At 70.7% G+C, this 13,064-nt stretch carries 11 protein-coding genes; 7 read left to right on the forward strand and 4 right to left on the reverse strand.

Annotated features, from left to right (window positions below; translation table 11 throughout):
- Nucleotides 1-92: 92 nt before the first annotated feature.
- From ABZ564_RS14410 to ABZ564_RS14425, 4 genes are all read left to right on the forward strand, one after another.
- Entirely contained in the window at nt 93-1,064 is a 972-nt protein-coding gene (locus tag ABZ564_RS14410) for a tetratricopeptide repeat protein (protein WP_360854989.1), read from the forward strand.
- A gap of 627 nt (nt 1,065-1,691) precedes the next feature.
- Nucleotides 1,692-2,360: a DUF6230 family protein gene (locus tag ABZ564_RS14415; RefSeq protein WP_360854992.1), complete on the forward strand. Its 669-nt coding sequence runs from the start codon at nt 1,692-1,694 to the stop codon at nt 2,358-2,360.
- Between the two features lie 94 nt (nt 2,361-2,454).
- Complete coding sequence (locus ABZ564_RS14420; protein WP_360854995.1) at nt 2,455-3,039, forward strand: DUF6114 domain-containing protein; 585 nt, start codon at nt 2,455-2,457, stop codon at nt 3,037-3,039.
- Nucleotides 3,029-4,348: a hypothetical protein gene (locus ABZ564_RS14425; protein ID WP_360854998.1), complete on the forward strand. Its 1,320-nt coding sequence runs from the start codon at nt 3,029-3,031 to the stop codon at nt 4,346-4,348. The genes ABZ564_RS14420 and ABZ564_RS14425 overlap by 11 nt, the downstream gene beginning before the upstream one ends.
- Nucleotides 4,349-4,437: 89 nt before the next feature.
- Here the strand turns inward: ABZ564_RS14425 and ABZ564_RS14430 are convergent, their stop codons facing one another.
- Entirely contained in the window at nt 4,438-5,034 is a 597-nt protein-coding gene (locus ABZ564_RS14430) for a hypothetical protein (RefSeq protein WP_360855001.1), read from the reverse strand.
- A 101-nt stretch (nt 5,035-5,135) separates the two neighbouring features.
- Between ABZ564_RS14430 and ABZ564_RS14435 the strand changes: the two genes are divergently transcribed.
- Nucleotides 5,136-6,101: a hypothetical protein gene (locus ABZ564_RS14435; protein ID WP_360855199.1), complete on the forward strand. Its 966-nt coding sequence runs from the start codon at nt 5,136-5,138 to the stop codon at nt 6,099-6,101.
- Nucleotides 6,085-6,849 carry a hypothetical protein gene (locus tag ABZ564_RS14440; protein WP_360855004.1) on the forward strand — a complete coding sequence of 255 codons (765 nt, stop codon included), beginning with the start codon at nt 6,085-6,087 and terminating at the stop codon, nt 6,847-6,849. The genes ABZ564_RS14435 and ABZ564_RS14440 overlap by 17 nt, the downstream gene beginning before the upstream one ends.
- A gap of 56 nt (nt 6,850-6,905) precedes the next feature.
- Here the strand turns inward: ABZ564_RS14440 and pyk are convergent, their stop codons facing one another.
- The 3 genes from pyk to pta all read right to left on the reverse strand — a co-directional run bounded on the left by pyk (nt 6,906) and on the right by pta (nt 11,730).
- Nucleotides 6,906-8,336: a pyruvate kinase gene (gene pyk, locus ABZ564_RS14445; RefSeq protein WP_360855007.1), complete on the reverse strand. Its 1,431-nt coding sequence runs from the start codon at nt 8,334-8,336 to the stop codon at nt 6,906-6,908.
- Nucleotides 8,337-8,410: 74 nt separating this feature from the next.
- A complete protein-coding gene (locus ABZ564_RS14450) occupies nt 8,411-9,652 on the reverse strand; it encodes an acetate kinase (RefSeq protein ID WP_360855010.1) in 1,242 nt (413 codons plus the stop codon).
- A gap of 5 nt (nt 9,653-9,657) precedes the next feature.
- Nucleotides 9,658-11,730, reverse strand: coding sequence for a phosphate acetyltransferase (gene pta / locus ABZ564_RS14455; RefSeq protein WP_360855013.1), 2,073 nt, complete (start codon nt 11,728-11,730; stop codon nt 9,658-9,660).
- A gap of 262 nt (nt 11,731-11,992) precedes the next feature.
- On the opposite strand from pta, the gene ABZ564_RS14460 reads away from it, so the two are divergent.
- On the forward strand, nt 11,993-13,018 hold the full coding sequence (locus tag ABZ564_RS14460; RefSeq protein WP_360855018.1) for an ATP-dependent 6-phosphofructokinase: 1,026 nt from the start codon (nt 11,993-11,995) through the stop codon (nt 13,016-13,018).
- Nucleotides 13,019-13,064: the final 46 nt, after the last annotated feature.

Genomic DNA, 13,064 nt, shown 5'->3' on the forward strand with positions numbered 1-13,064 from the left:
TCCGTCCGCCCCGCACACCGGCGAGGGTCACGGACGGGTGCGGTTCACGTATCGCTTTCCGGAACGGCGCACCGAGGGGAGAGGATGTACGCATGCAGCCTAGGAACATGTCCATGAGCGGCGTCGTCGACCTCGCCGCGGTGAAGGCGGCCGGTGAGGCCAAGGCGAAGGCGGAGCAGGCGCGTGCCGAGTCCGCCCGTCAGGGCGGCCCCGCGGCGGTCCCCGCCTCCTCCCTCGTGATCGACGTCAACGAGGCGGGCTTCGAGAGCGACGTCCTCCAGCGCTCCGCCGAAGTGCCCGTCGTCATCGACTTCTGGGCCGAGTGGTGCGAGCCGTGCAAGCAGCTGGGTCCGCTCCTGGAGCGTCTGGCCCACGAGTACAACGGCCGTTTCGTGCTGGCCAAGGTCGACGTCGACGCCAACCAGATGCTGATGCAGCAGTTCGGCATCCAGGGCATCCCGGCGGTCTTCGCGGTCGTCGCCGGACAGGCGCTGCCGCTCTTCCAGGGCGCGGCCCCCGAGGCCCAGATCCGCCAGACCCTGGACCAGCTGATCCAGGTCGGCGAGGAGCGCTTCGGCCTCACCGGCATCCCGGTCGACCCGTCGGCGGCCGGTGAGCCGCAGGCGGCGGCCCCGGCCCCGCCCGGCCCGTACGACTCCCTCCTCGAAGCGGCCGCGCGGGCGCTGGACGCCAACGACTTCGCGGGCGCCGTCCAGGCGTACAAGAACGTCCTGTCCGACGACCCCGCCAACACCGAGGCGAAGCTGGGCCTCGCCCAGGCCGAGCTGCTGGCCCGGGTCCAGGCGACGGACCCGCAGAAGGTGCGTACGGACGCCGCCGAGAAGCCGGCCGACGTGGACGCGCAGCTGGCGGCGGCCGACCTCGACCTCGTGGGCGGCCATGTGGAGGACGCCTTCGGCCGGCTCGTGGAGACGGTGCGCCGCACGTTCGGCGAGGACCGCGACCGGGTCCGGCTGCGGCTGCTCGACCTCTTCGAGGTGATCGGCCCGGAGGACCCGAGGGTCGGTGCCGCGCGCACCGCGCTCGCGCGCGTCCTGTTCTGAGCCGGTTGTTCCGATCCGATTGTGCTGAACTGACAACACGGCCGCGGCGGCCTCCGGGCGCCGCGGCCGTTTTCGCGATCAGGCGATAAGAGCAGGCCCTGCTTTACCAAATCTTGATAAAAGCACGCCCTGTTACTCGCAGTAAGCCGATCTTCGGGCTCTGTCCCGTTTCGCTCATCCTTCCTCCTTTTCGTCCGTTGGCCCGGGGCAACCCTGTGTGGCCGCTCGGTGCCAGCGGGTCGTGGCCCGGTTATGGGGGCGTTACCAGTCAGTAACGAACCCCCTTGTGTCCCGGCCTGGAATGGACCACGATCGGCCACGCTCGGTCCAATACCGCCGTTCCGGCCGCCAGCCGGGTGCGGCGGCTCCGTTGGGTCCCCACCGAGCGGGCCGGCGGCAGTGGCGCCGGCTCCGGACAGGGGGGTTCCTGCCGGTCGGCAGGGCCTGTCCGATCGGCCGCGCGAACGCGTGGCCAGTGGTTGTCGCTCGGGGGTGATCGCCGGTGATGCGGACGCGGTACAGGCCTCCGTATCCGGGCGCTCTCCTTTCCGAGGACGTAGCACTTCTCCCCTCCCAGGTCGGGCAGGACGCCGGACCGGAGATGTACGTCCGAGAAGGAGGAAAAGTATGAGTTCCCAGGTTCGCGGTGGCACGAGATGGAAGCGTTTCGCTGTCGTCATGGTGCCGAGCGTCATAGCCACCGCCGCCGTCGGCGTCGGCCTGGCGCAGGGCGCGCTCGCCGCGTCGTTCAGCGTGTCGGGGCAGGAGTTCAAGGTCCGGGCCGGTGAGCTCGAGGGCTACGACTTCGTGCAGTACGGAAGTGTGGCCACCGAGCAGGGCGCCGACCAGAAGGTCGCCAACGGCAAGGGGCACGCCGTGGCCGTGTCGGGCTTCAGCGAGGCCTACATCACGAACATGTGCCAGTCGGTCGTCACGCCCGACCTGCCGTTCGGCATCGGCGACATCACCCTGAGGCTGGAGGCGGGTGGCGCGGGACACGAGCGTGTCTACGCCAAGGACCTCTACCTCGATGTCTCGGAGCTCGACGGCGACGCCAAGTTCAGGAACATCGACATCGGTGTCGCCGCCGGTTCGCTGAAGACGGAGAAGCCGGGGAGCATAGGCATCCAGCCCGGCACCCGGGCCGACCCCAACGGGTTCTCGCAGCGTGCCGAGGAGGCCGTGCTGACCGGTGTCCGCCAGAAGGCGTGGGCCACCACGGCCGGCACCTTCAACCTCAGCGGACTGAAGCTGCGCCTCCACAAGGGCTCCGGCGCCGGCAAGGAGTGCTACTAAGCACTCGCCCGGGCGGGCGGGGGTGCTTCGCGCGCCCCCGGCCGCCCACTCTTCTCCTTCTCACAGCAGTACCGGTTCCAGGGAGCTGTTTTCCATGAGCCCCGAATCCCAAGGGCAGAACGAGCACTACCTCTCCGTCGCCCGGCGAGGCTTCCGCACCTGGCGGGGTGACCGGCCGTTCTGGGCCGGACTGTTCACCATGCTGGGCGGCTTGCCCATCATGTACTTCCCGTACGCGAACATGCACCTCGGCAACATGACGCTGGCGATGTCCACCACCGCCGGCGCCGGTTCGCTGATCATCGGTGTCCTGCTCGTCACGCTGGGCCTGACGATGTGGTTCCACAGCATCGTCCGCGTGTTCGCCGGTGTCGCGACGCTTCTGCTGGCCCTCATATCCATACCCGTCGCCAACATCGGCGGCTTCGGGATCGGCTTCGTCCTCGCCCTGCTCGGCGGCGCGCTCTCGGTCTCGTGGGCCCCCGGCGAGGCACCGGCGGAGGAGGAGCCCGCGCCGGTCGCGGCCGCTCCCGCCCAGGAGGCCCCGGAGACCGTCGCGTTCGCGAAGGACGCCCCGCTTCCCGAGGGCGCGCTGTACGGCGTGAGCGTTCCCGAACAGCAGCAGGCCCCGTACGACACGACGGCCGGAGCCGAGGGCGGGAGGCATCGTGCGGGGTGACGACAAGCAGGTGAACCGCGCGGACGGGAGCGGGTTCCAGGAACGTCGAGGCCCCCGCCACGCCGCCCCGAAGAAGTCGCTGCTGACGAAGCTTCACATGCCGTCGGGCAAGAAGGCGTTCGCGCTCGCCGCGATGCCGACCGCGGTGTTCGTCGGGATGGGGCTCACGCCCAGGCTGGCGATGGCCGACGACACGACGGACATCCCCTACGCGCCCGGCCCCTGCGTGACCCGCTCCGACGAGCCGAGCGAGTCGGCGGACCCGTCGCCCTCCGCGTCGAAGACGCCGTCCCCGTCCACGAGCGAGAGCGCGAAGCCGACGCCGACGACGAGCGACGAGGCCACCCCGACGCCGAGGGCCACGGGCTCGGTGGCCGACACCGCGAAGAGCACCGACACCGCGAAGAAGAGTACCGACGCCGCTGCCCCCGCCGAGACCCCGGCCGCCACGCCCTCGCCCACGAAGACGACGAACCCGCTCGACCCGCTGGGCCTCGGCGACGCGCTCAAGGACCTCTTCGACGGCCCGGACAAGGAGACGGCGAGCCCGTCCCCGAGCCCCACCACGGCGTCCCCGAAGCCCTCCGCGTCCGCGACCCCGGACGCGAAGGACGACACCGCGGAGAAGGCGACCGACGGGGAGAAGGCGACCGACGCGGCGAAGGACATGGCGAAGGACACGGCTGACAAGACCGCCGAGGCCATCCGCGAGGCGGCCGGCAAGGCGGGCCGGACGGTCGAGGAGCTGGACGAGGACGTCAAGGGCACCGACACCAAGAAGGACGAGGACATCCCGGACGGCGCCAAGGAGCCGTTCCCGTGCCCGACCCCGGACCCGGAGGCCCTGGCCAACGCGAAGCTGGAGCCGGGCATCCCGAACCTGCCCAACGACCCGTGGATCCTGGAGAGTTCGCTGCTCACCCTGAACGGGCTCGACTACAAGGGCATCGTCGAGGTGCGGATGGGCGACGGCTCCACGAAGAAGGTGCTGAAGTTCACCGCGTCCTCGATCGACATCAGGGACCTGCACCAGCTGACAGTCGGCCCGATGCCGGGCGTCACGGGCCACGTACAGGCGCGGAAGGGCTCCACCTCCACGATCCGCGACGGCACGGTGACGATGTACACGGAGGAGCTGAAGGGCAACCTCTTCGGCCTCATCCCGATCACCTTCAGCCCCCAGACCCCGCCCCCGCTGAACGTCCCGTTCGCGTTCTTCACCAAGGTGAAGGTCACCCAGGCCGGCCAGTTCGGCGGCACGCTGACCGTCCCGGGACTGCACAACTACTTCACGAAGGACGGCGCCTGACGCGTCCGGGAGGCGCACAACGGCTGTGGGCCGCACCCCGAGGGTGCGGCCCACAGCCTTTTTCTCCGGTGGTACTTGTCGTGCCGGGACTATGCGTGTGCGAGATGCTCGACGTCGCTCACGACATACTCGCCGTACCGGAACTCCCGTCCCAGGGAAGCCAGCCGTGCGTACTGCTCCCGCGACAGGTCCCTGTAGTGCGGAGAAGCCGCGACGCTCGCCGTGGGCAATGCCTGCAGGAGCAGGCGGAAGGCGAGATCAGGGGTGCAGCGGTCGACGCACTCGGCGAGCGCCTGGACCATATCCCGGTCGAACCAGTCCGCGAATTCCGTGATCGTGTTCCGGACCCGACCGTCCAATTCCCGGCCCTCGTAACGGTCCGCCTCGGAGAGCGTCGCCGCATGCGGATGGCGGAGGAGCCATGCGTCGCACACCTCGATCACCTGACGCACCCATTCGGCACCGTCGGTGAGCCGACTGTTGAGGAAGAAGCGCTCGCCGTTCTCCACGCATCCACTCCACAGGGTGGTGATCCGCTCGGCGGAAAGTCGCTCGTGGAGCATGCGCGCGTCACGGCGCACCAACAGCACCGCTTCTGGTTTCAGCTCCTCCACGAACTGACCGGCGACGGCCTCGGCCTCGGAGTTTGCGTTCAGCCTCCAATCCTGATGGAAGAAGCTGACCACCCATGGGAGGCCGAAAGTGAACTCAGTGGACCGATGCACCTGATGCCCCTACCGTGGAATTCTCCTGCACAAGGATACGGACGATGCAGCAGCGGGGACGGATGGGTTCGTTGTACGCCACACAGCCGGGAGAAGCGCGTACCGAGGCGGGAGGCGGGCTCGGTGGCGGGGTTTATCACCCCCGGTTCTTCGCGCCCGACGGGGACCACTTCAGGCGCATCCGCGCCGAGCACGCGTTCCAGTCGCTGACGGAGTCCACCAAGGCCGGTACGGCCCACCGCACCGGGATCTACCTCACGCCGGTCACTCGTGAAGGGGACGCGCTACACTTCCGGCTGCTGCGGTGCTCCACGAACCTGTCCGGTCCGACCGAGAACTTCCGCTCCACGGACACGGAGATCGTCGACGCGCTGAACCGGGAGGCCGACACCCTCTTCCGGGGCCACGCGCCGCTGAACCACGTGCTGGCGCAGACGTACCACAACACCCGCGCCACCACGGAGCGCAAGCAGACCAAGGCCCGGATCTCGTCGCACGCCGACAAGACGAAGGACATGCCCCGCAACGGCATCATGGCCTTCTGCACCTTCTACGACCGGCTCGACGGGCTGAGCCCCATGGCCGACGACCCCTACGACTACGGCGTGGGGCGCGCCAGCGCGCTCACCCGGCTCCACTTCCGGCTCAAGGATCCGGCCGCCGAACGCGACGACCGGCCCGCGCAGTTCACGCTCACGCTCCACCCCGGGTCCGTCTTCTTCATGCCGCTGTCCACCAACCGCCTGTACACGCACGAGGTCCGGCCCTCCACGCTGAACGCCGAGTACCTGCCGACCCGCCTGGGATACGTGGTGCGCTGCTCCAGCACCGAGGCCGTGCACCGGGACGGTCGTACGTACGTCAAGGGAGCCGCGGGGCCGGTGGAGCTGGAGCAGCCCACCGAGGCGGGCATGGCGGAGCTGCGCGCGATGTACGCCGATGAGAACCGGTCCACGTCGTTCATCGACTACGGCGACCGGTTCCGGTTCAGCATGAACGCGGGGGACTACCGTGCTCCCCGGATCTGAGGACATCGTCCGGTGCTCGCTGCCGACGGAGCCGGACCGCTTCGCGGAGCTGTGCGCGGCCACGCCCATGGAGGACGTCGGCAAGGGCCGCAGGGGTGCCGTGCTCACCAGGTTGGACGCGGACGGCGGCGTGCCGCTCGTACGGACGACGACGCGGTACGCGCGTCCCGCGCTGCGCTTCCGGGAGGTGCACGAGCGGCTGGCCCGGGAGGTACGTGAGCGGGCGGGGCTCCCGGCCGCCTTCGACAACGCGCTGGCCGAGCGCTACACGAGCGCGTACACCACGATGGGCCGCCACTGCGACCAGGCGCTCGACCTGGCCGGTGATTCCTGCATCGCCGTCTTCTCCTGCTACCGGGACCCCGAGGGGGACCCGCGCCGGACGCTGGTCTTCGAATCCAAGGAGGAGCCCGGCGCCGGGACGCTGGAGATCCCGCTCGTCCACAACGGTGTCGTCGCCTTCTCCGTCGCGGCGAACCGGCGGCTGAGGCATCGGATCGTCGCGGACCCGGCCGGACGGGCCGGCGACAACGAGTGGCTGGGCCTGACGTTCCGGACGTCGAAGACCGTCCTCCGCTTCCGTGACGGGATTCCGTACCTCCCGTGGGGCGTACCGCTCACGCTCGCGGACGAGGAGCAGGGCCGCGCCTTCTACGGGCTGCGGCGCCGCGAGAACGACGAGACGGCCTTCGCGTATCCCGAGCTGAGCCACACCGTCAGCGCGGGCGATCTGCTGCCGCCGGTCTGAAAAAGGGCGGTGCCCCCGGTTCGGAGGAACCGGGGGCACCGTGCTCATGCCGGGCGTCAGCCCTGGTCCTGGCCGCCCACGTGGTGGACGCGGACCATGTTGGTGGTGCCGGGGACCCCGGGGGGCGAGCCGGCCGTGATGACCATCGTGTCACCGGCGTTGTAGCGGTTCAGCTTCAGCAGCTCCGAGTCGACCAGGTCGACCATCGCGTCCGTGTTGTCGACGTGCGGGACCACGTGGGCCTCGACGCCCCAGCTGAGGGCCAGCTGGTTGCGGGTGGACTCGTCCGTGGTGAAGGCCAGGATCGGCTGCGCGGCCCGGTAGCGGGACAGCCGGCGGGCGGTGTCACCGGACTTGGTGAAGGCGACCAGTGCCTCGCCGCCCAGGAAGTCCGCGATCTCGCAGGCCGCGCGGGCCACCGAACCGCCCTGGGTGCGGGGCTTCTTGCCCGGCACCAGCGGCTGGAGGCCCTTGGAGAGCAGCTCCTGCTCGGCGGCGACCACGATCTTCGCCATGGTCTTGACCGTCTCGATCGGGTACGCGCCGACCGAGGACTCCGCGGAGAGCATGACCGCGTCCGCGCCGTCCAGGATCGCGTTGGCGACGTCGGACGCCTCGGCGCGGGTGGGACGGGAGTTGGTGATCATCGACTCCATCATCTGGGTCGCCACGATCACCGGCTTGGCGTTGCGCCGGCACAGCTCCACCAGGCGCTTCTGCACCATCGGGACGCGCTCCAGCGGGTATTCGACGGCGAGGTCGCCACGGGCGACCATCACACCGTCGAACGCCATGACGACGCCCTCCATGTGCTCGACGGCCTGCGGCTTCTCCACCTTGGCGATGACGGGGACCCGGCGGCCCTCCTCGTCCATCACCTTGTGGACGTCCTTGACGTCGTTGGCGTCCCGGACGAAGGAGAGCGCGACCATGTCGGCGCCCATCCGCAGCGCGAAGCGCAGGTCCTCGACGTCCTTCTCGGACAGGGCCGGGACGTTGACCGCGGCACCCGGCAGGTTGATCCCCTTGTGGTCGGAGATCACCCCGCCCTCGATGACGATGGTGTGGACCCGGGGGCCGTCCACGGAGACGACCTTGAGCTCGACGTTGCCGTCGTTGATCAGGATCGGGTCGCCCTTGGCGACGTCACCGGGCAGGCCCTTGTAGGTCGTGCCGCAGATCGACTTGTCCCCGGGGACGTCCTCGGCGGTGATCACGAACTCGTCCCCGCGGACCAGCTCGACCGGACCCTCGGCGAACTTCGCCAGGCGGATCTTCGGGCCCTGGAGGTCGGCGAGCACGCCGACCGCCCGCCCGGTCTCGGCGGCGGCCTTGCGGACCCGGTCGTAACGACCCTGGTGTTCCGCGTGGGAGCCGTGACTGAAGTTGAAACGGGCCACGCTCATGCCGGCCTCGATCAGAGCGACGAGCTGCTCATGGGAGTCGACGGCGGGGCCGAGGGTGCAGACGATTTTGGAACGGCGCATGGGGCGGATCCTATCGGTTTGTTTCGCTGCGGAATATTCCGGCTGGTGGAAGATACAAAAGGGCGCGGGGCCGCTCAGTTGTCGACCAGTGCGAAGGTCTGATGGGCGATCTCCAGCTCCTCGTCCGTAGGCACCACGGCGACCGCGACCCGTGCGTCATCCGGTGAGATCAGCCGCGGCACCCCGGACCGTACGGCGTTGAGGTCCCTGTCCACCACCAGGCCGAACCCCTCCAGCCCTGCGATCGCGGCTTCCCGCACCGGGGCCGAGTTCTCCCCGACCCCGGCCGTGAAGACCACGGCGTCCACCCGGCCGAGGACCGCCGCGTAGGCGCCGATGTACTTCTTCAGCCGGTGGACGTAGATGTCGAAGGCGAGCGCGGCCCGCTCGTCGCCCTCGTCGATCCGGCGCCGGATCTCCCGCATGTCGTTGTCCCCGCACAGCCCCACCAGGCCGCTCTTCTTGTTGAGCAGGACGTCGATCTCGTCCGCCGACATCCCCGCCACCCGCTTCAGGTGGAAGGTGACGGCCGGATCGATGTCCCCGGAGCGGGTACCCATGACCAGCCCCTCCAAGGGGGTGAGGCCCATCGACGTCTCCACGCACCGGCCGCCCGCCACCGCCGACGCGGACGCCCCGTTGCCCAGGTGCAGCACGATGACGTTGACGTCCTCCGGCTCCTTGCCCAGCAGCTCGGCCGCCTTGCGGGAGACGTACGCGTGCGAGGTGCCGTGGAAGCCGTAGCGGCGGATGCGGTGCGCGTCGGCCGTCTCCACGTCGATCGCGTACCGCGCCGCGTGCTCCGGCATCGTCGTGTGGAACGCCGTGTCGAACACCGCCACCTGCGGCAGGTCCGGGCGCAGGGCCCGGGCGGTGCGGATGCCGGTGATGTTGGCCGGGTTGTGCAGCGGCGCCACCGGCACCAGGCGCTCGATCTCCTTGAGCACCTCGTCGGTGATCACGGTCGGCTCCGTGAACCGCAGCCCGCCGTGCACCACCCGGTGCCCGATCGCCGCCAGCTCGGGGGAGTCCAGGCCGAGCCCGTCCGCCGCCAGCTCCTCGGCCGCCGCCTTCAGGGCCTCGTCGTGGTCGGAGATCCGGCCCCTGCGCTCCCGGGGCTCGCCGCCGCCGGCCAGCGGGGTGTGGACGAGCCGGGAGGTCTCCTCGCCGATCCGCTCGACGAGCCCGGACGCGAGCCGGGAACGGTCGCGCATGTCGAGCAGCTGGTACTTCACCGAGGACGAGCCGGAGTTGAGCACCAGCACCCGGCCGGGGCCGCCGGTGGCCGTCGCTTCTTCGGTGTTCGGGGTGGTCATGCGGGTCACTCCTCGCCCTGTGCCTGGATCGCCGTGATGGCCACGGTATTGACGATGTCCTGCACGAGCGCGCCCCGGGACAGGTCGTTGACCGGTTTGCGCAGCCCCTGGAGGACCGGGCCGACGGCCACGGCGCCGGCCGAGCGCTGCACGGCCTTGTAGGTGTTGTTGCCGGTGTTCAGGTCCGGGAAGATCAGGACCGTCGCCTGCCCCGCCACCTCGGAACCGGGCAGCTTGGTCGCGGCGACACTCGGCTCGACCGCCGCGTCGTACTGGATGGGGCCCTCGATCCGGAGGTCCGGGCGGCTCGCGCGCACCCGGTCCGTCGCCTCGCGGACCTTGTCGACGTCCGCGCCGGTGCCCGAGGTCCCCGTGGAGTACGACAGCATCGCGATCCGGGGGTCCACGCCGAAGCGGGCGGCGGTGGCGGCCGACTGGACGGCGATGTCCGCGAGCTGCTCGGCGTCCGGGTCCGGGTTGACCGCGCAGTCGCCGTACACCAGCACCTTGTCGGCGAGGCACATGAAGAAGACCGAGGAGACGATGGAGGCGTCCGGCTTGGTCTTGATGATCTCGAACGCGGGCCGGATCGTCGCGGCCGTGGAGTGCACCGCCCCGGAGACCATGCCGTCGGCCAGGCCCTCCTGGACCATCAGGGTGCCGAAGTAGTTGACGTCCGAGACGACGTCGTGCGCCAGCTCGACCGTCACCCCGCGGTGCGCCCGCAGCTGTGCGTACCGCTCGGCGAACGACTGGCGCAGCTCCGAGGTCTGCGGGTCGATGAGCTGGGTGCCGGCCAGGTCGATGCCGAGGTCCGCGGCCTTCTTGCGGATGACGTCGGGGTCGCCGAGCAGCGTGAGGTCGCAGACGTCGCGCCGCATCAGCACGTCCGCCGCCCGCAGCACCCGCTCCTCGGTGCCCTCCGGCAGCACCACCCGGCGCCGGTCCGCGCGCGCCTGCTCCAGCAGCTCGTGCTCGAACATCATCGGCGTGACCCGGCCGCTGCGGGCGACCGAGACCCGGTCGAGGAGGGTGGCGGTGTCCACATGGCGCTCGAAGAGGCCGAGCGCGGTCTCCGCCTTGCGCGGGGTGGCCGCGCCCAGCCGGCCCTCCAGGGCGAAGAGCTCCGCGGCGGTGGGGAAGGAGCCGCCGGCCACCGAGACGACCGGGGTGCCCGGGGCGAGCCGTGCGGCCAGCGTGAGTATCTCCTCGCCCGGCCGCTCGTCCAGGGTCAGGAGCACACCGGCGATCGGCGGCGTCCCGGCGCTGTGCGCGGCCAGCGAGCCGACCACCAGGTCCGCGCGGTCCCCGGGCGTCACCACCATGCACCCCGGGGTCAGCGCCTTCAGCAGGTTCGGCAGCATCGCGCCGCCGAAGACGAAGTCCAGCGCGTCCCGGGCCAGCCCCGAGTCGTCGCCGAGCAGCACCGTGCCGTTCAGGGCCGCGGTGATCTGCGCGACCGTCGGCGCCGAGAGGGCCGGGTCGTCCGGCAGCACCGAGCAGGGGACCGGCAGGGTGGCGGCGAGCCGTTCCGCGACGTCGTCGCGGTCGGCGGGGGCCACCCGGTTCACGATCATCGCGAGGACGTCGCAGCCCAGACCCGAGTAGGCCCGGTACGCGTTGCGCGTCTCGGCGCGCACCGACTCGGCCTTCTGGTCCTTGCCGCCGACCACCGCGATCACCGAGGCGCCGAACTCGTTGGCGAGCCGGGCGTTGAGCGCCAGCTCGTCGGGGAGCTGGGTCGCGGCGAAGTCGGTGCCGAGGACGAGCACCACCTCGTAGTCCACGGCCACCCGGTGGAAGCGCTCGACGAGCCGGGAGACCAGTTCGTCGGTGCCCTGCTCCGCCTGGATCGCGGACGCCTCGTGGTAGTCCATCCCGTAGACCGTGCCCGGCTCCTGGGACAGCCGGTAGCGGGCCCGTAGCAGCTCGAACAGCCGGTCGGGGTCGTCGTGGACCAGGGGGCGGAACACCCCGACCCGGTCCACCTGGCGCGTCAGGAGCTCCATGACGCCCAGGTCGACGACCTGGCGGCCGTCTCCCCGGTCGATCCCGGTCACGTACACGCTGCGCGTCACGCGTGCTCTCCCGTCGTCTCTGGTCCGGTATGGTGCCCGGTTCGAGTGGTAATCGCCCGTTTGACGATACCCGTGGGGGCGCAGGGACCGCCCGCCGGACGACTGCCCCGGGAAGGTGCCCGGGGGAGCCCCCGGAGCAGCCGGGAGCGCGAGCCGTGCCCCCGGCGTGGGACACTCGTCGTGACTCACGGTACGGGGGAAGCGGAAGAAGCCCCGTTCCGGATGCCAACGGACGGGCCCAGCGAGCAGGAGATACAGCAGGATGCGCATCGGAGTTCTCACCGCAGGCGGCGACTGCCCCGGCCTGAACGCAGTGATCCGTTCGGTCGTCCACCGGGCCGTCGTCGGCCACGGGGACGAGGTCATCGGCTTCGAGGACGGCTTCAAGGGCCTCCTCGACGGCCACTTCCGGCCCCTCGACCTGAACGCCGTCAGCGGCATCCTCGCCCGCGGCGGCACCATCCTCGGCTCGGCCCGCCTGGAGCGCGACCGGCTGCGCGAGGCCGCCGAGAACTGCGCCGAGCTGAGCCGGCGCTACGGGATGGACGCGCTGATCCCGATCGGCGGCGAGGGCACGCTCACCGCGGCCCGGATGCTGTCGGACGCCGGGATGCCCGTCGTCGGCGTCCCCAAGACCATCGACAACGACATCTCCTCCACCGACCGCACCTTCGGCTTCGACACCGCCGTGGGCGTCGCGACCGAGGCCATAGACCGTCTGAAGACCACCGCCGAGTCCCACCAGCGCGTGATGGTCGTCGAGGTGATGGGCCGCCACGCGGGCTGGATCGCCCTGGAGTCCGGCATGGCCGGCGGGGCGCACGGCATCTGCCTGCCCGAGCGCGAGTTCGAGGTCGACGACCTGGTCAAGATGGTCGAGGAGCGCTTCGCGCGCGGCAAGAAGTTCGCCGTCATCTGCGTCGCCGAGGGCGCGCACCCCGCCGAGGGCTCCATGCCGTACGCCAAGGGCGAGATCGACCAGTACGGGCACGAGCGCTTCCAGGGCATCGGCAACCGCCTGGCCGTCGAGCTGGAGAAGCGGCTCGGCAAGGAGGCCCGGCCGGTCATCCTCGGCCACGTCCAGCGCGGCGGCACCCCGACCGCGTACGACCGCGTCCTCGCCACCCGCTTCGGCTGGCACGCGGTGGAGGCGGCACACCGCGGTGACTTCGGCCGGATGACCGCGCTGCGCGGCAACGACATCGAGATGGTCCCGCTCGCCGAGGCGGTCACCCAGCTCAAGACGGTCCCGCTGGACCGGATGCACGAGGCCGAGTCGGTCTTCTGACAGGGCCGGGGCCCGCGTCCGCGGGCCCCGGTGCCGCGGCGGGGGG

Origin of the sequence: Streptomyces sp. NPDC019224 (genome assembly GCF_040632605.1) — a bacterium.
GTDB lineage: Bacteria > Actinomycetota > Actinomycetes > Streptomycetales > Streptomycetaceae > Streptomyces.

Coding starts and splice junctions, on each gene's coding strand:
- ABZ564_RS14410 (WP_360854989.1), top strand. CDS start 93: ATGCAGCCTAGGAACATGTCCATGAGCGGCGTCGTCGACCTCGCCGCG.
- ABZ564_RS14415 (WP_360854992.1), top strand. CDS start 1,692: ATGAGTTCCCAGGTTCGCGGTGGCACGAGATGGAAGCGTTTCGCTGTC.
- ABZ564_RS14420 (WP_360854995.1), top strand. CDS start 2,455: ATGAGCCCCGAATCCCAAGGGCAGAACGAGCACTACCTCTCCGTCGCC.
- ABZ564_RS14435 (WP_360855199.1), top strand. CDS start 5,136: ATGGGTTCGTTGTACGCCACACAGCCGGGAGAAGCGCGTACCGAGGCG.
- pyk (WP_360855007.1), bottom strand. CDS start 8,336: ATGCGCCGTTCCAAAATCGTCTGCACCCTCGGCCCCGCCGTCGACTCC.
- ABZ564_RS14450 (WP_360855010.1), bottom strand. CDS start 9,652: ATGACCACCCCGAACACCGAAGAAGCGACGGCCACCGGCGGCCCCGGC.
- ABZ564_RS14460 (WP_360855018.1), top strand. CDS start 11,993: ATGCGCATCGGAGTTCTCACCGCAGGCGGCGACTGCCCCGGCCTGAAC.